The sequence below is a fragment of the Variovorax sp. AC103 genome (assembly GCF_979254005.1).
The window spans coordinates 93940-119807 of sequence record NZ_CEEDFC010000011.1; the positions used below are offsets into that span (position 1 = coordinate 93940).

The window sequence follows — 25868 nt, forward strand, 5'->3', positions numbered from 1 at the left end:
CCGTGAAGAACGAAGGAAGCCCACAGCCTAAGCGATCAGCGCTCGTCGTCGTCCGTGTCCAGCGAGGCGCTCCAGCGGTTGTCCCACTCGGCATGGCGCACCGCGCCGTCGAGATCGCGCCGGTCGCGCTTGGTCGGGCGGCCCTGCTCGATGGCCAGTGCCGGCTCGGTGCCGGCGCGGCGCAGTTCACGAAAGTTCGCCTGCGCCGCCAGGCTCTCCGGCGTTTCCTCGTAGAGCAGTTGGGCAACGGGCGCCGGCCCGCGCTGGCCGCTGACGCCGCGCACGGTCACGGTCCGCGTCAGCGGGCCCATGCGCATGGAAACCGTGTCGCCGGACTTGACCTCGCGCGAGGCCTTGGCGACGTCGCCGTTCACCTGCACGCGGTTCTTGCCGATTTCCTCCGCGGCCAGCGAGCGCGTCTTGAAGAAGCGGGCGGACCAGAGCCATTTATCGATGCGCAGACGTTCCATGGATATCGGGAGTGAATATCAGGAATTGTGCCGCGACAAGGGGAGATGTACGACGGCGTCCAGCCCGATGACCTGTGCGGCGCCGTCCTGCATGGCCGGCAGCCCGGCCTTGCGGTTGTCCAGCGCGATGCGCCCGCCCAGCGCCAGCACGATCTCGCGGCAGATCGCCAGGCCCAGCCCGGACCCGCTCGACGCGCTCCCCGCCGAGAAGGGCGCGAAGAGGCGCTGGCGCAGTTCGGGCGAAATGCCGGGGCCGCTGTCGCGCAACGTGAGCACGGCTTGCGCGCCCTCGGGCCGCACCGACACCGACAGCGCCGCGCCCACCGGGCTCAGCTTGATCGCGTTGTGCAGCAGGTTGCGCGTGAGCTCCTGCAGCATCCACTGGTGGGCCTGAACGGGCACCGGCCCGTCGATGGCCAGCTCGAAGTCGAGCGCCCTGTCCGCCACCAGCGGCGACAGGTCGAGCGCGATGCCGCGCACCACCTCGCCGAAGTCCAGCGTGACCGACTCCGGCTGCTGGCGCAATTGCTCGACCTTGGCGAGCGACAGCATCTGGTTGGCCAGCGCCGTCGCGCGTTCCACCGTCTGGCTGATTTCGCCGAGCGCCTGCTCGGGCGCCACGTCGCCGCGTTGCGCCGACTGCACCTGCACTTTCAGTACCGCCAACGGCGTGCGCAGCTGGTGGGCGCTGTCGCGCACGAAGCGCTTCTGGTGGTCGAGCAGGCGCTGCAGCCGGCCCATGACCTGTGTGGTGGCGTCGATCAGCGGACGCAGCTCGCGCGGCGCGTCAGGCGCGTCGATGGGCGTCAGGTCGTCGGTCTGGCGCCGTTCGATGGCCTCGCCCAGCTCGCGCACCGGCCGGGTGGCGCGCTGCACCACGTACACGGTCGCCAGCGCGATCACGCCCATCAGCAGCAGCTGGCGCCACAGCATGTCGACCAGCAGCTTGCGCGCCAGCGTCTCGCGCAGCTCCAGCGTTTCGGCCACCTGCACCACCGCCATGCCGCGCCCCCGCGCGCTCGCCACGGGCTGCAACAACACCGCCACGCGCACCGGCTGGTTGCGAAACTGCGCGTCGTAGAAGTCGACCAGCGCCGCGTAGGCGCTGCGGTCGGGAATGCGGCCGCGCCAGAAGGGCAGCTCGGCAAAGCCCGAGATCATTTCGCCGTCGAGCGCCGACACGCGGTAGAACAACCGGCTGCGGTTGTCGGCCTCGAAGGCCTCCAGCGCGGAGTAGGGCACGATGGCGCGCAGCTGCGCCAGATCGTCGTAGCCTTCCACGTCGAGCTGTTCGCCGATGGTCTTGGCCGAGGCCAGCAGCGTGCGGTCGTAGGCCGTGGTGGCCGCCGCCAGGCTCTGGCGGTACACGCTCACGCTGTTGATCACGATGAACACCGCAATCGGCGCGAGGATGCCGAGCAGCAGCCGCGCACGAAGCGAAGAGACCCGGGTCATGTTTCCGGACGCAGCAGGTAGCCCAGCCCGCGCATGGTCATGAGCACCGCGCCCGTGCCCGCGAGCTTCTTGCGCAGCCGGTACACCACCACCTCGATGGCCTCGTACTGCACGTCGGCTTCGCCCGGGAACACCAGTTCGAACAGGCGCTCCTTGGTCACGGCGTGGCCCGGCTTCATCATCAGCGCCTTCAGCAGCGCCAGCTCGCGCGGCGTGAGTTCCAGCAGCTCGGCCCGGTTGTAGATGGCGCCGTTGTCGGGCTCGAAGCGCAGCCCGCCGATCTCCTGCGGGTTCAGGCCTGCGTCCTGCCCGGTGACGCCGTGGCTGCGCCGGCGCAGCGCTCGGATGCGGGCCTCCAGCTCGTCCAGGTCGAAGGGCTTGGGCAGGTAGTCGTCGGCGCCCGCGTTCAGGCCCATGATGCGGTCGCCCACCGTGCCGCGCGCCGTCAGCAGCAGGACCGGCGTGCGCAGGCCTTCGGCGCGGGCCTGCGCCAGCACCTGCAGGCCGTCGAGGTTGGGCAGGCTCAGGTCGAGCGCCACCACGTCGGGCTCCAGGGCGTGCCACTGGGCCACGGCCTGCGCGCCGTCGCCGCAGACGCGCACGTCGATGCGGCGGCGCCCGAGGGTGCGCTGCAGGGTGATTTGCATCGAGGGGTCGTCTTCGACCAGCAGCAGCTTCATACGGGACAGCGGGGTGATTGCTTCGGTGTTTTCCCCAGTCTGGCGGACAGCCAACTGACAGCGGGGCGGCGCATGATAGCGCTCAGGTTCAAGTCAGGTTCCTTTCAAGTTCCTTCCAGTTTTCAGGAGACACCACAATGCGTCGCGATACCTTTCTGAAGTCCTTGGCCGCGCTGGCCGCCGCCGGCGCCCTGCCACTGTCGGCCCGGGCCGCTGCCAACGTCAAGATGATGATCCCCGCCAACCCGGGCGGCGGCTGGGACACCACCGGCCGTGCGCTGGGCAAGGCACTGAGCGACGCCAAGGTGGCCGACACCGTCACCTACGACAACAAGGGCGGCGCTGCCGGCGCACTGGGCCTGGCGCAGTTCGTCAACGGCTCCAAGGCCGACGCCAACGCGCTGATGGTCATGGGCTCGGTCATGCTGGGCGGCATCATCACCGGCAAGCCGCCGGTCAAGCTCGAGCAGGCCACGCCCATCGCGCGCCTGACCACCGAATACAACGTGTTCGTGCTGCCGTCCAATTCGCCGTTCAAGACCATGAAGGACGTGGTCGACCAGCTCAAGAAGGACCCGGGCAGCGTCAAGTGGGGCGGTGGTTCGCGCGGCTCCACCGAGCACATCGCCGCAGCGATGATCGCGCAGAAGGTCGGCGCCGATCCCTCCAAGATCAACTACGTGGCCTTCCGCGGAGGCGGCGAGGCCACCGCCGCCATCCTGGGCGGCAACGTCACCATCGGCGGCAGCGGCTACAGCGAGTTCGCCGAATACATCGCCGCCGGCAAGATGAAGGCGATTGCCGTCACCTCCGCCCAGCGCCTGCCGGGCATCAACGTGCCCACGCTCAAGGAGCAGGGCATCGACGTCGAAATCGGCAACTGGCGCGGCGTGTACGGCGCGCCCGGCATCTCGGCCGAGCAGCGCAAGGCACTCACCGACATGGTGCTGGCCGCGCTCAAGAGCGCGTCGTGGGCCGAGTCGCTCAAGAAGAACGAATGGACGCCGGCCGTGCTGTCGGGCGATGCGTTCGCCAAGTTCGTGGACGACGACTTCGCCAGCCTCAGGGCCATCATGACCAAGTCCGGCATGGTCTGAAGCGCACGGCGCGCCACATGCCTGCCGAATGGCACGCTGTCCTCGCAAGAGACGACAGCGTGCCGTTTTCAAATCCAGCTCCACATTCCGGGCGCAAAAAATGACAACTCCAGAACCCTCGGTCTCGCCGCCAGACACAGCGGCTCAAGCGGCGGCTGTATGGCCGCAAACCCTCGTCGGCGCGGGCGTCCTGCTGACCGGCCTCGCGCTGGCCTTCGGCGCCATCGGCATTTCTTCCGAAGCCGGCTACGGCGGCGTCGGCCCCAACTTCCTGCCCTGGATGGTGTCCGTGGTGCTCGTGCTCTGCGGCGCCTGGATCCTCTGGGAAGCGCGCACCGGCGGCTTTCGCGAGCTCGACGCGCCCACCGGTGCCGACCGCGCCTACTGGCCCGGCTTCATCTGGGTCTCGGCCGGCCTGCTGCTCAATGCGGCGCTCATCACCACGCTGGGCTTCATCCTCAGCTGCACGCTGTGCTACGTGCTGGCCGTGCAGGGGCTGCGCCGCGCGAGCGGGCAGGCCGGCGTGAATTCGCCGCGCACCTTCGCCATCGACTTCGTCACCGGCGTGCTCATCGCCGCTCCGGTGTTCTGGATGTTCACGCAGTTCCTGGCCATCAGCCTGCCGGGCCTCACATCGACCGGGTGGCTTTGATATGAACCCCCACGCTCATCACTTCGTGTATTCACTGCCCCCCGTGGGGGCGCAGGCCTCCCTTGGGACGGCCCGGCGGGAGGCCTGACATGGAAATCTTCAACGCACTCATGGCGGGCTTCGCCACGGCGATCACCCCGATCAATCTGCTCTGGTGCCTGGTCGGCTGTGCCCTGGGCACGGCCGTGGGCGTGCTGCCCGGCATCGGCCCGGCCGTGGCGGTGGCCATGCTGCTGCCCATCACCGGCAAGGTCGACATCACGGCCTCGATGATCTTCTTCTCGGGCATCTACTACGGCGCCATGTACGGCGGCTCGACCACGTCCATCCTGCTCAACACGCCCGGCGAAACCGCCAGCATGGTGACGGCGATGGAGGGCAACAAGATGGCCAAGAGCGGCAGGGCGGGCGCGGCGCTCGCCACCGCGGCCATCGGCTCCTTCGTGGCCGGCACCATCGCCACCGTCATCGTCACGCTGTTCGCGCCCTTCGTGGCGGAGTTCGCGGTCAAGCTCGGCCCGCCCGAGTACTTCCTGCTGATGCTGCTGGCCTTCACCACCGTGAGCGCGGTGCTCGGCAAGAGCACATTGCGCGGCATGACGGCATTGTTCGTCGGCCTTGCGGCCGGCTGCGTCGGCCTCGACCAGATCTCGGGCCAGGGCCGCTACACCGGCGGCGTGCCCGAGCTGCTCGACGGCATCGAAATCGTGCTGGTCGCGGTCGGCCTGTTCGCGGTGGCCGAAGTGCTCTATGCCGTGCTCTACGAAGGCAAGGTCACCGAGGGCCAGAACAAGCTCAGCCGCGTGCACATGACCAAGCGCGACTGGAAGCGCTCCATTCCCGCGTGGCTGCGCGGCACCGCCATCGGCACGCCGTTCGGCTGCATCCCGGCCGGCGGCACCGAGATCCCGACCTTCCTGAGCTATGCAATGGAAAAGAAGCTCGCCAAGGACAAGGACGCCAAGGCCGAGTTCGGCACCACCGGCGCCATCGAAGGCGTGGCCGGCCCCGAAGCCGCCAACAACGCCACGGTGACGGCCGCGCTGATTCCGCTGCTCACGCTGGGCATTCCCACGTCGAACACCACGGCCATTCTGCTGGGCGCGTTCCAGAACTACGGCATCCAGCCGGGCCCGCAGCTGTTCACCACCTCGGCCGCGCTGGTGTGGGCGCTGATCGCGTCGCTGTACATCGGCAACGTGATGCTGCTGGTGCTGAACCTGCCAATGGTGGGGCTGTGGGTCAAGCTGCTGAAGATTCCGAAGCCCCAGCTCTACGCCGGCATCCTGATCTTCGCGACGGTGGGTGCCTACGGCATGCGCCAGAGCGCCTTCGACCTGTTCCTGCTCTACGCCATCGGCCTCCTGGGCGTGGTGATGCGGCGCTTCGACTTTCCGACCGCCCCCGTGGTGGTCGGCATGATCCTCGGCCCGCTGGCCGAAGCGCAACTGCGCAACGCCATGTCGATCGGCGAGGGCAGCGCCGCGGTGTTCTTCCAGCGTCCGATGTCGATCACGCTGGTGATCATCGTGGTGGCCGTGCTGGTGCTGCCGCGCCTGGCCAAGCGCATGAGCGAACGCAAGCTGAAGCGGCTGGCGCAACTGGACGCCTGACCTTTCTCGCGCTCAAAAAAAAACCGGATGCCGCCAGCATCCGGTTTTTTCGTTTTCGGGCGCCGCTTTGCTCGCGTGCCCTGCATGCCCGACCTGCGCTACAGGCCGGCTTGCTTGGCGTGGCCCGCCGCGTGCGCGGGCGGTGGCGTCTCGGCCAGGTCGTCGTCCAGATGCGGATCCGCCGGCTGTCCCCGCAGCTTGCGCACGGTGCGCCGAATCCAGTGCTCGATGTCGTCGATGTAGGTGAACACGGCCGGCACCACCAGCAGGCTCAGCACGGTGGAGGTGATCAGCCCGCCGATCACCGCCATCGCCATCGGCGAGCGGAAGCTCGAATCGGCCGCGCCGAAGCCGACCGCGATCGGCAGCATGCCCGCGCCCATGGCCAGCGTGGTCATGATGATGGGCCGCGCACGCTTGTGGCAGGCGTCGCGCAGCGCGTCCCAGCGGCTCATGCCATGGTCGCGTCGCGCCACGATGGCGTACTCCACCAGAAGAATTGAGTTCTTCGTGGCAATGCCCATCAGCATGATCAGTCCGATCAGCGAGGGCATCGACAACGCCTTCTGCCCGATCAACAGGCCCACGAACGCGCCGCCGAGCGCCAGCGGCAGCGCGCACAGGATCGTCACCGGGTGCAGGAAGTCCTTGAACAGCAGCACCAGCACGATGTAGATGCACAGCACGCCCGTCAGCATCGCCAGGCCGAAGCTCGCGAACAGCTCGGTCATCACCTCGGCGTCGCCCACTTCGGTGACGCGCACGCCGGCCGGCAGCTTCACGATCGAAGGCAGCTTGGTCACCGCCGCCTTGGCGTCGCCCAGGCCCACGCCCGACAGCTCGATCTCGAAGTTCACGTTGCGCGAGCGGTCGTAGCGGTCGATCACCGCCGGGCCGCCTTCCATGCTGAGCGAGGCCACCTGGTTCAGCATCACCGGCCCGCGCGCGCTGGGCACCGACAGGCGCCCGAGCAGGTCGATGTCCTGGCGCGCCGAGTCTTCCAGCTTCACCACGATCGGCACCTGCCGCTGCGCCAGGTTGAGCTTGGCGAGCGACTGGTCGTAGTCGCCGAGCGTGGCCACGCGCAAGGTCTCGGCAATGGCCGAGCTGGTCACGCCCAGGTCGGCGGCGCGTGCGAAGTCGGGGCGCACGGCGATCTCGGGGCGGATCAGGCTCGCGGTGGACGTGATGTTGCCCAGGCCGGGAATGGTGCGCAGGTCCTTCTCGACCGCGCTGGCGGCCGAGGCCAGCGCCACCGGGTCTTCGCCGGTCAGCGCCAGGATGTACTTCTCGCCGGAGCCGCCCAGGCCCACCGTGCTGCGCACGCCGGGCAGCGTTTCCAGCGCGGTGCGGATCTGGTTCTCGATCACCTGCTTGCGCGGCCGGTCGCCGCGCGGGTCGAGCTTGATGGTGAGCGTGGCCTTGCGCGTCTCGGGCGTGCCGAAACTCGCGAACGGGTCGCCGCCCGCGCTGCCGCCCGCCACCGTGGTGTAGACGCTCTTCACATGCGCGATCTGCATCACGCGCCGCCGCGTTTCCTCGGCCGCGGCCGTGGTCTGCGCCAGCGTGGAGCCGGGCGCGAGCGACAGGTAGATCTGCGTCTGCGAGTTGTCGTCCGGCGGAATGAAGCCGGTCTTGAGCAGCGGAATCATCGCCAGCGAACCGATGAAGAAGACGGTGGCCATCACCATCGTCTTGAAGCGGTTGTGGGTGCTCCAGGTCACCGCGCGCATGTACCAGCGCATCCAGCCGGGCTCGGTTTCCTGCGTGACGATGGGCTTCAGGATGTAGGCCGCCATCATGGGCGTGAGCACCCGTGCCACCACCAGCGAGGCGAACACCGCGAGCGAGGCCGTCCAGCCAAACTGCTTGAAGAACTTGCCGGCCACGCCGCTCATGAAGGCCGTGGGCAGGAACACCGCAATCAGCGTGAAGGTGGTGGCGATCACCGCCAGCCCGATCTCGTCGGCCGCTTCCATGGCCGCCTGGTAGGGCGACTTGCCCATGCGCAGGTGGCGCACGATGTTCTCGACCTCCACGATCGCGTCGTCCACCAGGATGCCGACCACCAGCGACAGCGCCAGCAGCGAGATCACGTTGACCGAGAAGCCCAGCAGATGCATGCCGATGAAGGCCGGAATCACCGACATCGGCAGCGCGACGGCCGACACGAAGGTGGCGCGCCAGTCGCGCAGAAAGAGCCACACCACGATCACCGCCAGGATGGCGCCTTCGTACAGCAGGTGCAGCGAGCCGTTGTATTCCTCTTCCACCGGGTCGACGAAGTTGAAGGCCTCGGTCAGCTCGATGTCGGGGCGCTGCACGCGCAGGTCGGCCAGCGCCTTCTGCACCGCGTGGCCCACTTCCACCTCGCTGGCGCCGCGGCTGCGTGCCACCTCGAAGCCGACCACCGGCTTGCCGTTGAGCAGCGCGCCCGCGCGCGGCTCGGCAATGGTGTCGCTGATGCGCGCCACCTGGTCGAGCCGGATGCGGCGCCCGTCGCTCAGTGCGATCTGCATGTCGGCCAGCTGGTCGGCCGACTGCACCGTGGCCAGCGTGCGCACCGGCTGCTCGCTGCCGCCCAGGTCGAAGCGGCCGCCCGCGCTTTCGGTCTGCACCTGGCGCAGCTGGCGCGAGATGTCGCCGGCCGAGGCGCCCAGCGCCTGCAGCTTGACCGGGTCGAGGTCCACGTGCACCTGCCGCGTCGCACCGCCCACGCGGTTGACCGCGCCCACGCCGGGCAGCGCAAGCAGCTTCTTCGTGATGTCGTTGTCCACGTACCAGCTGAGCGCCTCGTCGTCCATCTGCGACGACGCGATGGTGAAGGCCAGCACCGGCTGGCCCGCCAGGTCGAGCTTGGTGACGACCGGGTCGCGCACGTCGGCCGGCAGGTCGGCGCGCACGCGCTGCACCGCGGAGCGCACGTCGTCCACGGCTTCCTGCACGGGTTTTTCGAGGCGGAACTCGACGATGAGGGTGGCGGCGCCGTCCTGCACCTTGGTGGTGATGTGCTTCAGGCCCTGCACGGTGGCGATGGAGTTCTCGAGCTTGCGCGCGACGTCGGTCTCCAGCTGCGAAGGCGCGGCGCCGGGCAGCGACGCCGAGACCGTGACGGTCGGCAGGTCGATGTCCGGAAAGTTCTGCACCTTCATCGCGTTGAACGACAGCAGCCCACCGAAGGTGAGCAGCACGAACAGCATCACCGCCGGAATCGGGTTGCGTATGGACCAGGCGGAAACGTTCATGGCGTGTTCCTTGATGGGTTACTTGGCCGCGGCGGCGGAAGCCGCGGCAGAGGCGGCCGGCCGGGCGGGCTGCGCGGACTGAGCGGGCTGAGCGGGCTGAGCGGGCGCCTCCACCACGCGCACCAGGTCGCCGTCGTTGAGGAAGCCCGCGCCTTGCACCACCACCTGCGCGCCTTCGGGCAGCGCACTGGTGATCTCGATGCGGTCGTTCAGCCGGCGGCCGACCTGCACCTTCAGCTGCATCACCTTGTTGTCGGGCTTGAGCAGGAAGACGTTGTTGAAGCCGTCGCGCGGCACGATGGCGCTCTGCGGCACGGTGGGCGCCGCGCTGCGGCCGAGCTCGAAGTCGCCGCGCGCGAACATGCCGGCCTTGATGCCGGTGTTCTGCTGCACCGCGGGCAGGTCGACATACACCAGCGCCGCGCGCGTCTGCGGGTCGACCGTGGGCGCGATGCTGCGCACCTTGCCGCGCACCTGCGCGCCGCTGGCGCTCACCACGAAGGCGGGCGTGCCGACGGCGATGCGGCTCAGTTCGGCCGAGGTCACTTCGGCGCGCCATTCGAGCCGGCCCTGGCGGATCAGCCGGAACAGCTCGGTGCCGGCGGCGACCACGCTGCCGACCGTGGCGGTGCGTGCGGAGATCACGCCGTCGTCGGGCGCCAGCACCTGCGTGTTGCGCCCGCGCACTTCCTGCGCGGCCAGCACGGCCTCGGCCGCCTCGACGCGCGCCTTGGCGGTCTGCTCGGTGGTCTGGTACTGGTTGATCTGCTGCTGGCTCAGCGCGCCGGTGGCCTGCAGCGTGCGGGCGCGCGCGGCGTTGCCGGCGGCGTCGGCCGCGGTGGCGCGGGCCTCGGCCAGGGAGGCGCGGCTCTGCGCGATGTCGGCGCGCACCGTCTCCGGCGAGAACACGGCCAGCACCTGGCCCTTCTTGACCACGTCGCCCACGTTCACGCGCACTTCGGCGAGCTTCAGGCCGTTCGACTCGGAGCCGACCACGGCCTCCTGCCAGGCGGCCACGTTGCCGTTGGCCGCGAGCGTGAGCATGAGTTCGGTGGTTTCGGGCCTGGCGACGGTGACGGTGAGCGCGGGCTTGGGCGCATTCGCGCCGTCCTTGGCGGCGGCCGTCGGCTCGCTCGCCTTGTCGGACGGTTTGCGCATGACGAAGAAGGCGCCGGCGACGACGATGACCAGCGCCAGCAGCGCGATGACGAGGGTGGAACGCTTCATTGTTTTCATGGCGACGTCGCGACCTTGGCGGCCGGTGGGATGGTCAGAGAGGACGATTCGGAAGAGGGGGATGCGCCGGGGGATGCGGAGGCGGTGCGGTTCCAGCCGCCGCCCATCGAGCGGTACAGCGCCACCCAGGCCTCGGTGCGCTCGCGCTGCAGCGAGACGCGCGCCGTCTGCGCGGTGAACAGCGTGCGGCGCGAGTCCTCCAGCTCGAACAGGCTCGCCAGGCCGCTGCTGTAGCGGGCCTGCGTGGCGTCGAAGGAGGCCTGGTAGTTCTGCACCGCGCTGTCGGCGTCGGTGGTGCGGGCGTCGGTGGCGTCGAGGTTCACGAGCGCTTCTTCCACCTCGCGCACCGCCTGGCGCACGTTCGCGCGGTAGAGCGACACGGCCTCGGTGTAGCGCGCCTTGGCCGCGTCGGTGTTGGCCTTGCGCGCGCCGCCGTCGAGCAGCGGCACGGTCAGCGACACGGGGCCCACGGTCCAGGTCTCGAGCGACTGGCGGAACCCGCTCACGCGCAGTTGCGAGCGGCCGATGTTGCCCGACACCGTGAGCTTGGGATAACGCTCGGCCTCGGCAGAGCCCACGTCGGCGCTGGCCGAGGCCACGCCGAGTTCGGCCGCGTACACGTCCGGACGTTGCGAGATCGCCTCGGCCGGCACGCTGGCGATGCTGCCCACGGCCGGCAGCACGCGCTGCGTGGGCGAGGCCGCGAGCTTCTGCGCGAGCGTGGGTTCATCGATGCCGCTGAGGGCGACCAGCGCCTTGCGCTGTACCGCGCACTGCGCACGCTGCTGTGTCAGGCGGCCGGACGCGTCCGATGCGCTGGCGCGGGCCAGCGCGGCGTCGGCCGGTGCGGTGAAGCCCGCCTTCGCCGACAGCTCGGTCAGGCGCGATGTCTCCGAGCGGGAGCGCGCGTCCGACTCGGACACACGCAGTTGCTCCTGGCAGGCGCGCTCTGAGAAATAGGCATTGGCCGTTTCGGCGGCCACCGCCACGCGGGCGTCGTGCCACTTGGCGTTGGCGCTGTCCTGCTTGGCCTGCGCGGCGTCGCGGTCGGCGCGCAGGCGGCCGAACAGGTCGACCTCCCACTTGGACTGCAGGCCTGCCTGCAGCGTGGTGACGGGCGTGCTGGCCGACAGCTCGCTGCTGCCGGCACTGCTCCCGCTGCTGCCCGAGCTCGGCGCACCCGAAGAAAAGCCCGAGGTGCCGCGGCTGGCCGACACCGTGCCGTCCAGGCTCGGCAGCAGCGCCGCGCCGGCCTGCACGCGCGCGGAGCGCGCCTCGGCCACGCGCGCCGCGGCGCTCGCCACGTTGGGGCTCGCGGCCTCGGCGGCGGCGATCAGCTCCACCAGCAAGGGGTCGTCGAGCTGGCGCCACCAGTCGGCCAGCGACGCGAGCGACCCGCCGTGCGGCAGCGGGGCGTTCCATTGCGCGGGGAAGGGCGCCTCCACCTGCGCGGGCGGGCGCGTCAGCGAGCAACCCGCCAGGCCCAGGCTCAGCGGGAGGAAGAGGGTGGCGATCAGTTTCAGTCGGAGTCTTCTCATTTGTTGTGCTTTCTCTCGGCGCGGCGGCGGGCCGCTTCGGCCTCCACCAGCGCCAGCGCATAGCCCGTGAGGCGGTCGGCCCAGGTGTCGATGGCGCGCGGCGTGCGCAGCAGCGAAGGGCGAAGCGCCTCGATGAAGTCCTGGCTCACGTAGAGCTGCATCGACAGCCCGGTGATGGCGAATGTCAGGCGGTGGATGTCGTCGTCCGCGCGGTCCACCTCCAGGTGGCGGCACAGCAGCTCGGCAATGGCGCGGTGCGGGCCCTTGATCTCGCGGTCGAGTTCTTCGGCCCAGCGGCTGGTCGGCTCCAGCATCTCGCGCATGTGCAGCTGGATGCATTGCCGCACGATCTCGCCCTGCTTGAGCGGGTCGATCATCGACACCATGCAGATGCGCAGCGTGTCCTCGAGCGGCTGGCCCGGCACCTTGCAGGCGGCCACCAGGTCGTTGGCGTCGCCGCCCATCGGCTCGCTGAAGGTGGCGGCGTACAGCCCGTCCTTGTCGCCGAAGTAGTAGCTGATGGCCGAGATGTTGACCTCGGCCTCGCGCGCAATCTCGCGGGTCGACGTCTTGGCGAAGCCCTTCTGCGCGAAAAGCCGCAGCGCCGTGTGCAGCAAGCGGTGGCGTGCCTCGGCCCCGTCGGCGCGCGGTGCGCGGCGCGGGGCCTGGGGGCCGGGTAGGAGGGGTTCGCTCGCGTTCATGCGTGGCATTAAACCACGCATGAAATCAAACGATTGATTTACTTAAGGCCTGCTGAAGGCCCGGGGCGACGGCCACCGCCTGTGGCTACCTGGTGCGAAAAACAATCTCTTTCATCCGTTGCAGCCGCGGCGCAACAACCGGCACCGTGAGCATGGTGCTCGCCACCGCCATCAGCAGCAGGGCCGTGAACGCCTCGTTGGTGATGAGCGCCTTGTCCAGCAGCACATTGGCAAAGATGATCATGATCAGCGCCTTGGTCTGCAGCAGCCAGCCGATCAGCGCGCCTTCGCCCGGCTGCCAGCGCAGGATGCGGCCGGCCAGCAGCGTGCCGATGAGCTTGCCGCTCACCGACGCCACCAGCAGCACGCCCGCCGCCACGAACACCGCCGCGCCGCCCACCTCCCAGTTGGTGCGCAACCCGGTGCTCAGGAAGAACACCGGCATCACCACCAGCAGCACGTTGTGGCGCAGGCCGTCGAGTTGCTTCTGGTCGAACCAGTCGGCGTCCATCACCGCGCCTGCGATGAATGCGCCCACCATGTAGTGCAGCCCGCACCAGTCGGCGCCCAGCCCGCAGGCCGCCAGCCACACCAGGCCCAGGTACCAGCGGTCGCGCTCCGGAATGCGCACCATCAGCCAGCGGAAGCCCGCGCTCGCGACGGCGAACAGCACCAGGAACGCGAGCTGCCTGCCCACGCGCTCCCAGTCCATGAGGATCAGTGCCAGCACGCCCCAGATCGCGATGTCGTCCAGGCTCGCGTAGCGCAATATCCGCTGGCCGATGGGCTGGCGCAGGATCTGAAGCTTCTCCATGAACAGGATGAGGATGGGCAGCGCCGTCACCGCGCACGACATGCCGATGCCCAGCACGAACTGCCAGGTCTGCGCCTTTGCGCCCATCCAGCCGGGAAACGCCAGCATGCCCAGCGCGGCCACGCTGCCGAAGAGCAGCGGCACGCCGAGTGCCAGGCCGGCGGTCACGCCGCTTTCGCGCCGGTGTTCCCAGGCCTTGCGCAGGTCGAGCTCGATGCCGGCGATCCAAACGAACAGCATCACGGCCCACTGCGCAATGGCATTGAGCGACTGGATCACCGGCGCGTTGAAGACGAACTTGTAGTACTCGGGGAACACCGCGCCGAGCACCCCCGGCCCCAGCACGATGCCGGTGACGATCTGCACCACCACCAGCGGCGCGAAGTATTCGGTGCGCCCGAGCCGCCACACGAGGTAGGGCGCGGTGAAGATGATCAGCATGGCGATCAGGAAAATCTCGGATGTGCTCATGGGGTCGTGGCCGCGAGGCCTGAAGGTCAAAGGAGGCGGCCGGAGTTTGTCATGAGCGCGGGGGCCGGCGCAGTAGGAGGGCAGGAGAAGCCGCGCCGGAGCGCTACGATGCCCGCCATGCCAGCCGCTCCCACCGCTCCGCCCGCCTTGCCCCTCGACGCAGAAGGCATCCTCGCGCTCGCAGCGCGCTCGATGTTCCATTTGTTCTCCAGCATCAGCCAGGGCATGTTCCTGGTCGACCGCGGCGGGCGCATCGTGTGGGTCAACGAGGGCTACCGGCGCTTCCTGCCGGCACTGGGCTTCTCGTCCATCGACCAGTTCATGGGGCACATGGTGGAGGACGTGATTCCCAACACGCAGATGCGGCGCGTGCTCGAAACCGGCGAGCCGATACTGGTGGACCTGCTCACCAACAAGGCCGGCACCTTCGTGGTCAGCCGCATACCGCTGCGCGCGGAAAGCGACGGTCCCCAGGGCGGAGCGGGCGACGTCATCGGCGCCATCGGCATCGTGCTGTTCGACCAGCCCGAGACCACGCTGCAGCCGCTCATCAGCAAGTTCGCGCTGCTGCAGCGCGACCTGGACGACGCGCGGCGCGAGCTGGCGAGCCAGCGCAACAACCCGCTCTACCAGCATGCGCCCGACGGCCAGCGCCGCTCCAAGTACACCTTTGCGAGCTTCATCGGCAGCAGCCCCGCGGCGGTCGAGGTGAAGCGCCATGCGCGCCGCGCCGCGCAGTCGACCAGCCCGGTGCTGTTGCTGGGCGAGACCGGTACCGGCAAGGAGCTGCTTGCCCACGCCATTCATGCGTCTTCGGCGCGGGCCAAGGGCATGTTCGTCAGCGTCAACATCGCGGCCGTGCCCGACACCTTGCTGGAGGCCGAGTTCTTCGGCTTCGCGCCCGGCGCCTTCACCGGCGCCGACCGCAGGGGGCGCGAGGGCAAGTTCAAGCTGGCCGACGGCGGCAGCCTGTTCCTCGACGAAATCGGCGACATGCCGCTCGGCCTGCAGGCCAAGCTGCTGCGCGCGCTGCAGGAGGGCGAGATCGAGCCGCTGGGCTCCAACAAGCTCGTGCCCTTCGACGCGCGCGTGATCGCCGCCACCTCGCGCGACCTGCCCGAGCTGGTGCGGCGCGGCCAGTTCCGCGAAGACCTGTACTACCGGCTCAACGTGCTGCCGCTGCGCGTGCCGCCGCTGCGCGACCGGCGCGCCGACATTCCTGCGCTGGTCGAGGCGCTGGGCGAAGACATGGCGCTGCGCAGCGGCGAGGCCCCGCCCGAGCTCACGCCCGACGCGCTCGCCTTGCTCGCCGGCCAGCACTGGCGCGGCAACATCCGCGAGCTGCGCAACGTGCTGGAGCAGGTGACCATGCGCAGCGACTCGCAGCGCATCGACGCCGTGCAGCTGGAGCGCATCCTGCGCGAAGCCGGGCTGGAGCAGATCGAGCTGCCCGCCGTGTTGCAGAACGCGCACGACGCCGACGAAGAAGCCGCGCTGCTGCGCCCGCTCGCGCAGCAGGTGGTCGAGCTGGAGCGCAAGGCGATCGCGGCGGCACTGGCATCGACGGGCGGCAACAAGCTGGCGACCGCGCGGCTGCTCGGGATTTCGCGGGCGACGCTGTATGAGCGCATGACGAACCAGTAATTGGCGGTGGCCGATGGCGGCCGGATCTTGATCGACAGGGAGAGGATTTCCATGAAGGGTTTGCTGACACGACTGAAGGCGCTGGCCGGCTCGGGCGCCGCACCGGCCGCATCCACGGCATTGCCTGACGCGGGGGAGGGCGAGGGCGTGCTGATCAATGCCTACTGCACGCGCGCCGACGTGCCGGCGCTCGACTTCCCGCACACGCTGCATGCGCGCCGCGATCTTTCCGATCCGGCGCTCGCGGCGCATCTTTCGGGCTTCGTGGGCTATGTGCTGAGCAGGGGCAACGGCGAGATGTCGCGCAACCGCTATCACGTGATGCGACACATCCAGCGGGTACGCCAGCACCTGAGTTTCTCCATCGGCGAGTCGCAGCTCGACGCGTTTTCTGCATGGGCGGAGCGCGCGAACGCCATCGTGTTCCTGCCCGACGGCGGCATCCGCGACCCCAACGGCCGGGTGTTGCTCTCAGCCGCGGGCGAGGAGCCCGACCAGGAGGCCGCGATTCCCTATCCCGCCGAGGCATGGCAGCGAAAGGCGCGATCCGAGGCGCTGCTCGCATCGCGCGGCATGCCGGTGCCGCAGCACCTGCCGCCTCTTGTTTCGGAGCCCGAGTTGCGCCTGCGCACGCCGCAGGAGCTGGCGGGCAGGGCGTTCGCGCTGCTGGCCGTATCGGCCCGCGCCGAGTCGGTCGCGAGCGGCGAGCCGCTGCCCATGGACGACCTGTTCAGGCGGCTGCCGTCCGCGCAGGCGCACCTGTCGCCCGACGAGCAGGCCTTTCTTTCCGACGACGCGCCCGGCGAGTCGACGGTGGCGCAGTTCGGCTGGCGCTTCGAGTGCCTCTTCGTGCTCGAGTGGGCCTTGGGCCTTGTCGATGCACTGCCGTTTCCCGCAGAAATCTGCGACGTGCCGCTGGCCACGCGCCTGATGCTGAATGCCGGTGACGTGGACGGCGTGATGCGGGCCGCGAAGGTGCGCCCGGACGGCGAGTTGCTCGATGCGCTGGACCTGCACTACAGGCTGCACTGGCTCGTGCGCCAGGCGCGTCTCAAGGAAGATGCGCCTCCTCCGGGCGTCGACGCCGGCGTCGTGCTGGAGCGGCATCGCGCGCTGAACTGGCTGGTTCGCTTCGAAGACCACGACTGGGACGACATCGACACGCCCACATGACGCCCGACAATCTCGCTTCCTCCGGCCATCCTCCTGTTTTGCATTCATGAAGACATCGATCCGTTCCCTTGTGCTCGTTGCGGCCTGCGCTACAGCCAGCTTCGCCAGCGCGGCGCCCGCGCCCCAGTGCGCGAGTGAAGCCGTTTCTCGCGCCAGGAAGCTGCTGACCTTCCACTTCGGCGAGGACGACCGCATCCAGATCGACCCCGCCGTCAAGGAAATGCCGCCGATCCGCAACCCCGCCAACAAGCAGCAGCAGTTCAAGGTGCTGGAGGTGTGGGGCTCGATCTACAAGGGCAACTACCGCATGCGGCTCATCTATTACGTGTCGGGCAAGGACTGCAACCTGATGGGCCAGGAAATTCTGGAGTACGCAAGCCTGTGAGCGTGCAAGCCCTGCGTTCCACCTTCGGTCCCAATTGCCACTGGTGCGGCCTTCCGATGGACTTCAGCGAGCCGTTCGGCCGACCTGAATCCGCCACCGTCGAGCACCTCGTCGACTCGACCTTCGGCGGCGTGCGGTCGCCAAAACACCGCCGCCTGGCCCACGCCGCCTGCAACCACGCGCGCAACGAGTTCCGCATGCAGGCCGAGCGGCAGTTCAAGCAATGGATCGCCGAGCGCCAGGCCTCCGCGAAAACCCTGACTGATAAAAAGACAATTGACTAAAATTCAGACAGTGCAAGTGTTCTGATTCCAGTCGAAGTCGCCGTTTCTCGAATGGAGAAACGTTTGTTATCAATGGCTTAGCGCGTGGCACGAAGTGTGCAATATTCAGTCACCTTAATCAGGAGACAAAGAATGAACCGTCGCCACCTCGTCGCCCTGGCCGCACTTGCCGCCTGCGCAGCCGCCGCGCCCGCCTGGGCTCAATCCAACGAAATTCGCATCGCCCACATCTACAGCAAGACCGGCGCGCTGGAGGCCTACGGCAAGCAGACCCAGACCGGTTTCATGATGGGACTGGACTACGCCACCGGCGGCACCATGGCCGTCAACGGCAAGAAGATCGTCGTCATCGAGAAGGACGACCAGGGCAAGCCCGACCTCGGCAAGTCGCTGCTGGCGGCCGCCTACTCGGACGACAAAGCCGCGCTGGCCGTCGGCCCGACCGCCTCGGGCGTGGCGCTGGCCATGCTGCCGGTGGCCGAGGAGTACAAGAAGATCCTGCTGGTCGAGCCCGCCGTGGCCGACTCGATCACCGGCGACAAGTGGAACAAGTACATCTTCCGCACCGGCCGCAATTCGAGCCAGGACGCGATTTCCAACGCGGTGGCCGTCGACAAGGCCGGCGTCACCGTCGCCACGCTGGCGCAGGACAACGCCTTCGGCCGCGATGGCGTGAAGGCCTTCGGCTCCGCGCTGAAGAAGGCCAAGCTGGTCCACGAGGAATACCTGCCGCCCGCCACCACCGACTTCACCGCCGGCGCGCAGCGCCTGATCGACAAGCTGAAGGACCAGCCGGGCCGCAAGATCATCTGGATCGTGTGGGCCGGCGCTGGCAACCCGTTCAAGATCGTCGACCTCGACCTGAAGCGCTACGGCATCGAGATCGCCACCGGCGGCAACATCCTGCCGGCCATGGCGGCCTACAAGAGCCTGCCGGGCATGGAAGGCGCGGCGTACTACTACTTCGGCCTGCCGAAGAACCCGGTGAACGACGCCATGGTGTCGGCGCATTACAAGGAATTCAAGTCGCCGCCGGACTTCTTCACGGCCGGCGGTTTCTCGGCCGCGATGGCGGTGGTGACGGCGCTGAAGAAGACCAACGGCGACACCAACACCAACAAGCTCATCAGCACCATGGAAGGCATGAGCTTCGACACGCCCAAGGGCAAGATGACCTTCCGCAAGGAAGACCACCAGGCGATGCAGTCGATGTACCACTTCAAGATCAAGGTCGACCCGGCGTTCGCGTGGGGCGTGCCGGAGCTGGTGCATGAGATCAAGCCCGAAGAGATGGACATCCCCATCAAGAACAAAAGGTAAGGCTCGCCCCCAGGCTGCGCGCACCTGCGGCCCGGCAAAGCCGGTTCCGCGGTGTTCTTGAAAGTTCGGCGATCCCTAAGCGCCGCCCCCCATTTCGCCCCGGATGGCCGCCGGGCGAAGCGCCAGCGTTCTCGCACGGCGCGTTTCCACGGCCGATTCGTCAGCAAGCAAGCGTTCGACGCACCTAAAAACAGGAGACAGCGATGCCAGCGATGAGATTCAACTGGAAGGGGATGGCCGCAGCCGCGGCCATGGCAATGGCGGCGCATGCCGCGACGGCGGCGGTGCCGCTGCCGGCGCTGGGCACCAACCCGGCGGAGGTGAGCGTGTCGGGCCTGTCGGCCGGCGGCTTCATGTCGGTGCAGCTGCACGTGGCCTATTCGGCCACCTTCAAGCGCGGCGCCGGCGTGGTGGCCGGCGGCCCGTACTACTGCGCCGAGGGCTCGGTGCTCAACGCCACGGGTCGCTGCATGACGCACGGCACCAGCATCCCGGTGTCCTCGCTCGTGAGCACCACCAACAGCTGGGCTGCCAGCGGCACCGTCGATCCGGTGTCGAACCTGAGCGGCTCCAAGGTGTACCTGTTCTCGGGCACCTCCGACAACACCGTGAAGCAGCCGGTGATGGACGACCTGAAGACCTACTACCAGAACTTCGTGCCCGCGGCCAACGTGGTCTACAGGAACAACGTCGGCGCCGGCCACGCGATGGTCACCGACGACTACGGCGGCACCTGCAGCACCACCGCCGCGCCCTACATCAACAACTGCGGCTTCGACCTCGCGGGCGAGATCCTCACGCAGCTGTACGGGCCGCTGAATCCGCGCAACAACGGCACGCCGGGCGGCACCTTCACCGAGTTCAACCAGTCGGAATTCATCACCGGCCACGGCATGGCCGCCACCGGCTGGCTCTACGTGCCACAGGCTTGCACCACCACGTCGTGCCGCGTGCACCTGGTGCTGCACGGCTGCAAGCAGAACTACAGCGACGTGAGCGACCAGTACGTGAAGAAGACCGGCTACAACCGCTGGGCCGACACCAACAACATCGTGCTGCTGTACCCGCAGACCAGCACCGCGGCCACCAACAGCTGCTGGGACTGGTGGGGCTACGACAGCGCCAACTACGCGAAGAAGTCGGGCCCGCAGATGGCGGCCATGAAGGCCATGATCGACCGCGTCACCGGCTCGGCCGGCGGCGGCGGCCTGCCGGCGCCGGTGGGCGTGGGCACCTCGGGCGCGACCGCCAGCAGCATGGTGATCGCCTGGGCCGGCGTGTCTGGTGCCAGCGGCTACAACGTGTACCGCGGGGGCAGCAAGGTCAACGCCGCGCCGGTCGCCGCCACCAGCTACACCGACACCGGCCTGGCCGCGTCGACCAGCTACAGCTGGACCGTGGCGGCCCTGAACGCGAGCAACGTGGAAGGCGCGATGTCGAGCGCGGCCACGGGCGCGACCACCGCGGGCAGCGGTGGTGGCGGCGGCACCTGCTACACCGCGAGCAACTACACGCACACCATCGCCGGGCGCGCCTACGCGCTGTACGGGCTGACCTATGCCTACGGCTCGAACCAGTCGATGGGGCTGTGGAACATCTACGCCACCACCACGCTGAAGCAGACCGGCCCCGGCTACTACGTGATCGGCAGCTGTTGAGGCCCTTCATGCGCACTTTTCCGACTTTCGATTTGCAATGACCAACGATGCTTGAGACGCTAGAACTGACCATCCGCTTCGGTGGGCACGTGGCCGTCAACAACGTGAGCTGCGCCTTCGCGCCGGGCACGCTGACGGCCATCGTCGGCCCCAACGGGGCGGGCAAGACCACCTACTTCAACCTGATCTCGGGCCAGCTCAAGGCGAGCGCCGGGACGGTGACGCTCGACGGGCAACTGCTGTCGGGCCTGTCGCCGTCGGCGCGCACGCACGCGGGCCTGGGGCGGGCCTTCCAGCTGACCAACCTGTTCCCCAACCTCACGGTGCTGGAGAACGTGCGCCTCGCGGTGCAGGCCACGCGCGAGGGTGCGCACCGTCGCGGCCTGAACCTGTGGAGCATCTGGAGCGACCACAGGGCGCTGACCGAGCGCGCCGACCAGATCCTGGCCGACGTGGCGCTGAAGTCGCGCGAGCACGCCACCGTGGCCAGCCTGCCGCATGGCGACCAGCGCAAGCTGGAGGTGGCGCTGCTCATGGCGCTGGAGCCCAAGGTCTTCATGTTCGACGAACCCACGGCCGGCATGAACGCGGCCGAGGCGCCGGTCATCCTCGACCTGATCCGCAAGCTCAAGCAGGACAAGACCAAGACCATCCTGCTGGTGGAGCACAAGATGGACGTGGTGCGCGAGCTGGCCGACCGCATCATCGTGCTGCACAACGGCACGCTGGTGGCCGACGGCGAACCGGCCGAGGTGATCGCCTCGCCGGTGGTGCAGGAGGCGTACCTGGGCATTGCGAAGGAGGCCGTGGCATGAACACGGTCCCGATGAATTCGAATTTCTCCCTCCTCCTCCGGGGGAGGGCAGGGGTGGGGGCCCGCGGCCTTCACCTCACAGCAGCCTTTCAAGCGCCGCTCGCCCCCATCCCAGCCTTCCCCCGGAAGGGGAAGGAGCAAGACCTATGAGCACCGACAACCTGCTGACCCTCGAAGGCGTGCACACGCACATCGGGGCGTATCACATCCTCCACGGCGTCGACCTCGCCGTGCCGCGCGGCCAGCTCACCATGCTGCTGGGGCGCAACGGCGCGGGCAAGACGACCACGCTGCGAACCATCATGGGCCTGTGGCATGCGTCGCAGGGCAGGGTGCGCTTCGGCGACAAAGAAATCACGACGCAGCACACGCCGCAGATCGCCGGCCTGGGCATCGCCTACGTGCCCGAGAACATGGGCATCTTTTCCGACCTCACGGTGAAGGAGAACATGCTGCTGGCCGCGCGCGGCGCGAAGAACGCGCAGCAGATCGACGACACGCGCCTGAAGTGGATCTTCAAGCTCTTCCCCGCGGTCGAGAAGTTCTGGAACCACCCGGCGGGCAAGCTCTCGGGCGGGCAGAAGCAGATGCTGGCCGTGTCGCGCGCCATCGTGGAGCCGCGCGAGCTGCTCATCATCGACGAGCCCAGCAAGGGGCTGGCGCCCGTGATGATCAACAACATGATCGATGCCTTCGCCGAGCTCAAGCGCAGCGGCGTGACCATCCTGCTGGTCGAGCAGAACATCAATTTCGCCCAGCGCCTGGGCGACACCGTCGCGGTGATGGACAACGGGCGGGTGGTGCATGCCGGCTCGATGGCGGCGTTTTCCGCGGATGCGCAATTGCAGCAATCGCTGCTTGGACTGGCTCTATGAAGTATTCGACGTATGTCTCCCTCCTCCTCTGGGGGAGGGTCGGGGTGGGGGCTCGCGGCCTTCGATGCAGCGCGGCCTTGCCAGCGCCGCCAGCCCCCATCCCAGCCTTCCCCCAGAGGGGGAAGGAGCAAGAGCAAGAGCAAGAGGGAGCGCGCGCATGACCAAGATCGACTTCGACTGGAAGCCCCTGCTGCTCGCCCCGGTGCTCGCACTGGTCGCGCTGCCGCTCACCGGCTCCTTCTCCACCTGGCTCACGCTCACGGTCGCGGGCCTGGCGATGGGCATGATCATCTTCATCATCGCCTCGGGTCTCACGTTGGTGTTCGGGCTGATGGACGTGCTGAACTTCGGCCACGGCGTGTTCATTGCGCTCGGCGCCTTCGTGGCGAGCAGCGTGCTCGGCCTGATGGGCGACTGGACGGGTTCTGGCGAGCTGTGGCGCAACCTGGTGGCGGTGTTCCCGGCCATGCTGGTCGCGATGCTCGTGGCCGGTGCGGTGGGCCTCGCGTTCGAGCGCTTCATCGTGCGGCCCGTGTACGGCCAGCATCTGAAGCAGATCCTCATCACCATGGGCGGCATGATCATCGGCGAGGAGCTCATCAAGGTGATCTGGGGCCCGGCGCAGGTTCCGCTGCCGCTGCCCGAAGCGCTGCGCGGCTCGTTGCTCATCGGCGACGCGGCCATCAGCAAGTACCGCCTGCTCGCGGTGGCCGTGGGTGTGGTGGTGTTCGGCGTGCTCGCCTGGACGCTGGGCCGCACCAAGATCGGCCTGCTCATTCGCGCCGGCGTGCAGGACCGCGAGATGGTCGAGTCGCTGGGCTACCGCATCGGGCGCCTCTTCGTCGGCGTGTTCGTGGTGGGCAGCGCGCTGGCCGGCCTGGGCGGCGTGATGTGGGGGCTGTTCCAGCAGAACCTGGTGCCGCAGATGGGCGCGCAGGTCAACGTGCTGATCTTCATCGTGATCATCATCGGCGGGCTGGGCTCGACGGGCGGGGCGCTCATCGGCGCGCTGCTGGTGGGGCTGATGACCAACTACATCGGCTTCCTGCTGCCGACGGTCACGCAGTTCGCGAGCATCTTCCTCATGGTGGCCGTGCTGCTGTGGCGCCCGCAGGGCGTGTACCCCGTGGCCAACCGTTGAGGAGAAAGCCGTCATGTTCCTGAAACGACTTCTCTCCAACGACATGCCGCGCAGCCGCCTGCTGGCGCTGCTGCTGGTGGTGCTGTTCATCGCGCTGGCGTTCGCGCCGTTCATCTTCCCGGGCGTGAAGGCGCTGAGCGTCGCGGCCAAGATCCTGGTGTTCGTGGTGCTGGTGGCCAGCTTCGACCTGCTGCTGGGCTACACCGGCATCGTGAGCTTCGCGCACACGATGTTCTTCGGCATTGGCGCGTACGGCATCGCCATCGCGGCGTCGCGGCTGGGGCCCAACTGGGGCGCGGTGCTGGTGGGGCTGGGCGCGTCGCTGGCGGTCTCGCTGGTGCTGTCGTTCGCCATCGGGCTGTTCTCGCTGCGGGTGCGCGCGATCTTCTTCGCGATGATCACGCTGGCCGTGGCCTCGGCGTTCCAGACGCTGGCCTCGCAGCTGTCGGACTTCACCGGCGGCGAAGACGGCCTGACCTTCAAGATGCCCGAGCTGATCTCGCCGAGCTTCGAGTTCTCGGAAGACCCGTTCCTGGGCGTGTCGCTCGACGGCCGGCTGCTGTGCTACTACCTGCTGTTCGTGGCGGCGGTGGTGCTGGTGCTCGCGCTGCTGCGCATCGTGAACTCGCCGTTCGGGCGGGTGCTGCAGGCCATCCGCGAGAACGAGTTCCGCGCCGAGGCCATCGGCTACCGCGTGGTGGTGTACCGCACCACGGCGGCCGTGCTGTCCGCGCTGTTCGCCACGCTGGCCGGCGCCATGCTGGCCATCTGGCTGCGCTACAACGGCCCCGACACCTCGCTGAGCTTCGAGATCATGATCGACGTGCTGCTCATCGTGGTGATCGGCGGCATGGGCACCATCTACGGCGCGGCCATCGGCGCGGTGCTGTTCGTCATTGCGCAGAGCTACCTGCAGGATCTGCTGCGCGTGGGCAGCGAGGCCGCGAGCGGCCTGCCATGGCTGGCCGCGCTGCTGTCGCCCGACCGCTGGCTGCTGTGGCTGGGCGTGCTGTTCGTGCTGTCCGTCTATTACTTTCCGACGGGCATCGTCGGCAAACTCCGAGCAAGGGCTGCGCGATGAGCGACCACCTCATTCCCACGTCGCGCTATGCGCAACTGGTGGGCCGCGAGATCCATTGGCTCGAATGGGGCGCCGCCGACGCCCCGGTGGTCATCGCCTGGCACGGCCTGGCGCGCACCGGGCGCGACATGGACGAGCTGGCACAGCACTTCGCCGCGCGCGGCTTTCGCGTGATCTGCCCCGACACCCTCGGGCGGGGGCTCAGCCAGTGGAGCCCGCTGCCGGACGAGGAATACACGCTCGCGTTCTACGCGCGCATCGCCAACGCGCTGTGCGACGAACTGCAGCTGGAGCGCGTGCACTGGGTCGGCACCTCGATGGGCGGCGCCATCGGCACCGTCTGCGCCTCGGGGCTGTTGGAGCCGCGCATGAAGGCGCGCATCGCGAGCCTGGTGCTCAACGACAACGCGCCCGAACTCGCGCAGGCCGCCATCGAGCGCATCCGCGCCTATGCAGGCCAGCCGCCCGCGTTCGACACGGTGGCCGAGCTGGAGGCGTTCTTTCGCATGGTCTACAAGCCCTACGGCTGGCTGAGCGATGCGCAATGGCGCCGCCTGACCGAAAGCTCCACGCGGCGCCTGGCCGACGGCCGTGTCACGCCGCACTACGACCCGGCCATGGTCCGCCAGTTCAGCGCGCACGACAACGACTACCTGATCTGGCCGCACTACGACGCCATCGAGGTGCCGGTGCTGTGCCTGCGCGGGGCCGAGTCCGACCTGGTGCTGCCCGAGGTGCTCGAACGGATGCGCCTACGCGGCCCCGGCGCCGCGGGCAGGCTGGAGGTGATCGAAGTGCCTGCCTGCGGCCACGCGCCCGCGCTGAACGTGCCGGAGCAACTCTTGCCGGTCGAAGGGTTTATCCGCGCGGCGGGCGCCTGAGGCGCGGCGGCAGCACAATCGCCGCCGATCACCACCACAAGGCCTCGACCACCATGGCACTCTCGATGTACGACCTGTCCGTGCCCGTCTTCACCCGCGGACTCGGACAACTCACCCACCTGCTCGACAAGAGCCTGGCGCACGCCAAGGCCCATGGCATCGACCCGGCGACGCTGGTCGAGGCCCGCCTGGCACCCGACATGCTCACGCTGGCCGGCCAGGTCCAGCGTGCGAGCGACGCCTCCAAGCTCGGCGTGGCCCGCATCGCCGGCATCACCGCGCCGAGCTTCCCCGACGAGGAAAAGACCTGGGACGACCTGCTGGCGCGCATCGCGAAGACGCAAGCCTTCCTGGCGTCCGTGGAGCGCGCGCAGGTCGACGGCCAGGAAGAACACGACGTGGTCATCAAGGCCGGCGGTGGCGAGGCGCATTTCACCGCGCAACGCTACCTGCTGCAGTTCGCGCTGCCGAACTTCTTCTTCCATGTGACGACGGCCTACGACGTGCTGCGCCACAAGGGCATGCCGATCGGCAAGCTGGACTACCTGGGCAAGTTCTGAAGCGCGCGCGCCTTCACGGCGCCGTGACAGGTTTCAAATTGCCGTGACACATGCGCACGCCCGGCGTGCGCCGCCAACAA

Annotated in this window: 23 protein-coding genes; 15 read left to right on the forward strand and 8 right to left on the reverse strand. The window is 68.4% G+C overall.

Annotated features, from left to right (window positions below):
• Positions 1–35: 35 nt before the first annotated feature.
• From AC0IYU_RS17355 to AC0IYU_RS17365, 3 genes are read right to left on the reverse strand one after another with little or no spacing between them, the layout of a single operon-like run.
• Entirely contained in the window at positions 36–470 is a 435-nt protein-coding gene (locus tag AC0IYU_RS17355) for an RNA-binding S4 domain-containing protein (RefSeq protein WP_435483567.1), read from the reverse strand.
• An 18-nt stretch (positions 471–488) separates the two neighbouring features.
• Complete coding sequence (locus tag AC0IYU_RS17360; RefSeq protein WP_472119314.1) at positions 489–1925, reverse strand: sensor histidine kinase N-terminal domain-containing protein; 1437 nt, start codon at positions 1923–1925, stop codon at positions 489–491.
• Positions 1922–2605 (reverse strand): response regulator, encoded by a 684-nt coding sequence (locus tag AC0IYU_RS17365; protein ID WP_435435846.1) that lies wholly within the window; start codon positions 2603–2605, stop codon positions 1922–1924. Before AC0IYU_RS17365 ends, AC0IYU_RS17360 begins: the two co-directional genes overlap by 4 nt.
• A 137-nt stretch (positions 2606–2742) precedes the next feature.
• On the opposite strand from AC0IYU_RS17365, the gene AC0IYU_RS17370 reads away from it, so the two are divergent.
• The 3 genes from AC0IYU_RS17370 (at position 2743) to AC0IYU_RS17380 (ending at position 5967) form a co-directional block, all read left to right on the forward strand.
• On the forward strand, positions 2743–3702 hold the full coding sequence (locus tag AC0IYU_RS17370) for a tripartite tricarboxylate transporter substrate binding protein (RefSeq protein ID WP_435483570.1): 960 nt from the start codon (positions 2743–2745) through the stop codon (positions 3700–3702).
• A gap of 100 nt (positions 3703–3802) precedes the next feature.
• Entirely contained in the window at positions 3803–4354 is a 552-nt protein-coding gene (locus AC0IYU_RS17375; protein ID WP_472119317.1) for a tripartite tricarboxylate transporter TctB family protein, read from the forward strand.
• A gap of 89 nt (positions 4355–4443) precedes the next feature.
• Positions 4444–5967, forward strand: a complete 1524-nt coding sequence (locus AC0IYU_RS17380) for a tripartite tricarboxylate transporter permease (protein WP_472119320.1) — start codon at positions 4444–4446, stop codon at positions 5965–5967.
• Positions 5968–6065: 98 nt separating this feature from the next.
• Here AC0IYU_RS17380 and AC0IYU_RS17385 read toward each other — a convergent pair whose 3' ends face one another.
• The 5 genes from AC0IYU_RS17385 to AC0IYU_RS17405 form a co-directional block, all read right to left on the reverse strand.
• Positions 6066–9212, reverse strand: a complete 3147-nt coding sequence (locus AC0IYU_RS17385) for an efflux RND transporter permease subunit (RefSeq protein WP_472119323.1) — start codon at positions 9210–9212, stop codon at positions 6066–6068.
• A gap of 18 nt (positions 9213–9230) precedes the next feature.
• Positions 9231–10448: an efflux RND transporter periplasmic adaptor subunit gene (locus tag AC0IYU_RS17390; RefSeq protein ID WP_472119325.1), complete on the reverse strand. Its 1218-nt coding sequence runs from the start codon at positions 10446–10448 to the stop codon at positions 9231–9233.
• Complete coding sequence (locus tag AC0IYU_RS17395; RefSeq protein ID WP_472119328.1) at positions 10445–11986, reverse strand: efflux transporter outer membrane subunit; 1542 nt, start codon at positions 11984–11986, stop codon at positions 10445–10447. The genes AC0IYU_RS17390 and AC0IYU_RS17395 overlap by 4 nt, the downstream gene beginning before the upstream one ends.
• Entirely contained in the window at positions 11983–12687 is a 705-nt protein-coding gene (locus tag AC0IYU_RS17400; protein ID WP_472119331.1) for a TetR/AcrR family transcriptional regulator, read from the reverse strand. Before AC0IYU_RS17400 ends, AC0IYU_RS17395 begins: the two co-directional genes overlap by 4 nt.
• An 85-nt stretch (positions 12688–12772) precedes the next feature.
• Positions 12773–13972 carry a cation:proton antiporter gene (locus AC0IYU_RS17405; RefSeq protein WP_472119334.1) on the reverse strand — a complete coding sequence of 400 codons (1200 nt, stop codon included), beginning with the start codon at positions 13970–13972 and terminating at the stop codon, positions 12773–12775.
• A 108-nt stretch (positions 13973–14080) separates the two neighbouring features.
• Here AC0IYU_RS17405 and AC0IYU_RS17410 point away from each other — a divergent pair, with 108 nt between their 5' ends.
• From AC0IYU_RS17410 to AC0IYU_RS17465, 12 genes are all read left to right on the forward strand, one after another.
• Positions 14081–15616: a sigma-54 interaction domain-containing protein gene (locus tag AC0IYU_RS17410; RefSeq protein ID WP_472119337.1), complete on the forward strand. Its 1536-nt coding sequence runs from the start codon at positions 14081–14083 to the stop codon at positions 15614–15616.
• A gap of 51 nt (positions 15617–15667) precedes the next feature.
• Complete coding sequence (locus tag AC0IYU_RS17415) at positions 15668–16789, forward strand: DUF4272 domain-containing protein (protein ID WP_472119339.1); 1122 nt, start codon at positions 15668–15670, stop codon at positions 16787–16789.
• Positions 16790–16835: 46 nt separating this feature from the next.
• Positions 16836–17174 (forward strand): hypothetical protein, encoded by a 339-nt coding sequence (locus AC0IYU_RS17420; RefSeq protein WP_472119341.1) that lies wholly within the window; start codon positions 16836–16838, stop codon positions 17172–17174.
• Between the two features lie 56 nt (positions 17175–17230).
• The gene (locus AC0IYU_RS17425) at positions 17231–17458 is read left to right on the forward strand and encodes a hypothetical protein (RefSeq protein ID WP_472119344.1); all 228 of its coding nucleotides are present in this window, start codon (positions 17231–17233) and stop codon (positions 17456–17458) included.
• A gap of 132 nt (positions 17459–17590) precedes the next feature.
• Positions 17591–18778 (forward strand): substrate-binding domain-containing protein, encoded by a 1188-nt coding sequence (locus tag AC0IYU_RS17430; protein WP_472119348.1) that lies wholly within the window; start codon positions 17591–17593, stop codon positions 18776–18778.
• Between the two features lie 203 nt (positions 18779–18981).
• Positions 18982–20436: an extracellular catalytic domain type 2 short-chain-length polyhydroxyalkanoate depolymerase gene (locus AC0IYU_RS17435; protein WP_472119351.1), complete on the forward strand. Its 1455-nt coding sequence runs from the start codon at positions 18982–18984 to the stop codon at positions 20434–20436.
• Positions 20437–20483: 47 nt separating this feature from the next.
• The gene (locus AC0IYU_RS17440) at positions 20484–21251 is read left to right on the forward strand and encodes an ABC transporter ATP-binding protein (RefSeq protein ID WP_472119354.1); all 768 of its coding nucleotides are present in this window, start codon (positions 20484–20486) and stop codon (positions 21249–21251) included.
• 145 nt (positions 21252–21396) lie between these two features.
• Complete coding sequence (locus AC0IYU_RS17445; RefSeq protein ID WP_435483584.1) at positions 21397–22125, forward strand: ABC transporter ATP-binding protein; 729 nt, start codon at positions 21397–21399, stop codon at positions 22123–22125.
• 157 nt (positions 22126–22282) lie between these two features.
• On the forward strand, positions 22283–23266 hold the full coding sequence (locus AC0IYU_RS17450; protein WP_435483585.1) for a branched-chain amino acid ABC transporter permease: 984 nt from the start codon (positions 22283–22285) through the stop codon (positions 23264–23266).
• A gap of 13 nt (positions 23267–23279) precedes the next feature.
• Complete coding sequence (locus AC0IYU_RS17455) at positions 23280–24347, forward strand: branched-chain amino acid ABC transporter permease (RefSeq protein WP_472119357.1); 1068 nt, start codon at positions 23280–23282, stop codon at positions 24345–24347.
• The gene (locus AC0IYU_RS17460) at positions 24344–25228 is read left to right on the forward strand and encodes an alpha/beta fold hydrolase (RefSeq protein WP_472119360.1); all 885 of its coding nucleotides are present in this window, start codon (positions 24344–24346) and stop codon (positions 25226–25228) included. Before AC0IYU_RS17455 ends, AC0IYU_RS17460 begins: the two co-directional genes overlap by 4 nt.
• Positions 25229–25281: 53 nt before the next feature.
• Positions 25282–25788 (forward strand): DUF1993 domain-containing protein, encoded by a 507-nt coding sequence (locus tag AC0IYU_RS17465; RefSeq protein ID WP_435483588.1) that lies wholly within the window; start codon positions 25282–25284, stop codon positions 25786–25788.
• The last annotated feature ends 80 nt before the right edge of the window (positions 25789–25868 follow it).

What these genes read in the sequence shown, in the direction of transcription:
- AC0IYU_RS17380 (WP_472119320.1), top strand. Translation starts at nt 4,444, where the DNA reads ATGGAAATCTTCAACGCACTCATGGCGGGCTTCGCCACGGCGATCACC.
- AC0IYU_RS17450 (WP_435483585.1), top strand. Translation starts at nt 22,283, where the DNA reads ATGACCAAGATCGACTTCGACTGGAAGCCCCTGCTGCTCGCCCCGGTG.
- AC0IYU_RS17425 (WP_472119344.1), top strand. Translation starts at nt 17,231, where the DNA reads ATGGACTTCAGCGAGCCGTTCGGCCGACCTGAATCCGCCACCGTCGAG.
- AC0IYU_RS17365 (WP_435435846.1), bottom strand. Translation starts at nt 2,605, where the DNA reads ATGAAGCTGCTGCTGGTCGAAGACGACCCCTCGATGCAAATCACCCTG.
- AC0IYU_RS17385 (WP_472119323.1), bottom strand. Translation starts at nt 9,212, where the DNA reads ATGAACGTTTCCGCCTGGTCCATACGCAACCCGATTCCGGCGGTGATG.
- AC0IYU_RS17445 (WP_435483584.1), top strand. Translation starts at nt 21,397, where the DNA reads ATGAGCACCGACAACCTGCTGACCCTCGAAGGCGTGCACACGCACATC.
- AC0IYU_RS17410 (WP_472119337.1), top strand. Translation starts at nt 14,081, where the DNA reads ATGCCCGCCATGCCAGCCGCTCCCACCGCTCCGCCCGCCTTGCCCCTC.
- AC0IYU_RS17460 (WP_472119360.1), top strand. Translation starts at nt 24,344, where the DNA reads ATGAGCGACCACCTCATTCCCACGTCGCGCTATGCGCAACTGGTGGGC.
- AC0IYU_RS17465 (WP_435483588.1), top strand. Translation starts at nt 25,282, where the DNA reads ATGGCACTCTCGATGTACGACCTGTCCGTGCCCGTCTTCACCCGCGGA.
- AC0IYU_RS17390 (WP_472119325.1), bottom strand. Translation starts at nt 10,448, where the DNA reads ATGAAAACAATGAAGCGTTCCACCCTCGTCATCGCGCTGCTGGCGCTG.
- AC0IYU_RS17455 (WP_472119357.1), top strand. Translation starts at nt 23,280, where the DNA reads ATGTTCCTGAAACGACTTCTCTCCAACGACATGCCGCGCAGCCGCCTG.
- AC0IYU_RS17395 (WP_472119328.1), bottom strand. Translation starts at nt 11,986, where the DNA reads ATGAGAAGACTCCGACTGAAACTGATCGCCACCCTCTTCCTCCCGCTG.
- AC0IYU_RS17355 (WP_435483567.1), bottom strand. Translation starts at nt 470, where the DNA reads ATGGAACGTCTGCGCATCGATAAATGGCTCTGGTCCGCCCGCTTCTTC.
- AC0IYU_RS17430 (WP_472119348.1), top strand. Translation starts at nt 17,591, where the DNA reads ATGAACCGTCGCCACCTCGTCGCCCTGGCCGCACTTGCCGCCTGCGCA.
- AC0IYU_RS17415 (WP_472119339.1), top strand. Translation starts at nt 15,668, where the DNA reads ATGAAGGGTTTGCTGACACGACTGAAGGCGCTGGCCGGCTCGGGCGCC.
- AC0IYU_RS17420 (WP_472119341.1), top strand. Translation starts at nt 16,836, where the DNA reads ATGAAGACATCGATCCGTTCCCTTGTGCTCGTTGCGGCCTGCGCTACA.
- AC0IYU_RS17405 (WP_472119334.1), bottom strand. Translation starts at nt 13,972, where the DNA reads ATGAGCACATCCGAGATTTTCCTGATCGCCATGCTGATCATCTTCACC.
- AC0IYU_RS17375 (WP_472119317.1), top strand. Translation starts at nt 3,803, where the DNA reads ATGACAACTCCAGAACCCTCGGTCTCGCCGCCAGACACAGCGGCTCAA.
- AC0IYU_RS17370 (WP_435483570.1), top strand. Translation starts at nt 2,743, where the DNA reads ATGCGTCGCGATACCTTTCTGAAGTCCTTGGCCGCGCTGGCCGCCGCC.
- AC0IYU_RS17435 (WP_472119351.1), top strand. Translation starts at nt 18,982, where the DNA reads ATGCCAGCGATGAGATTCAACTGGAAGGGGATGGCCGCAGCCGCGGCC.
- AC0IYU_RS17360 (WP_472119314.1), bottom strand. Translation starts at nt 1,925, where the DNA reads ATGACCCGGGTCTCTTCGCTTCGTGCGCGGCTGCTGCTCGGCATCCTC.
- AC0IYU_RS17400 (WP_472119331.1), bottom strand. Translation starts at nt 12,687, where the DNA reads ATGAACGCGAGCGAACCCCTCCTACCCGGCCCCCAGGCCCCGCGCCGC.
- AC0IYU_RS17440 (WP_472119354.1), top strand. Translation starts at nt 20,484, where the DNA reads ATGCTTGAGACGCTAGAACTGACCATCCGCTTCGGTGGGCACGTGGCC.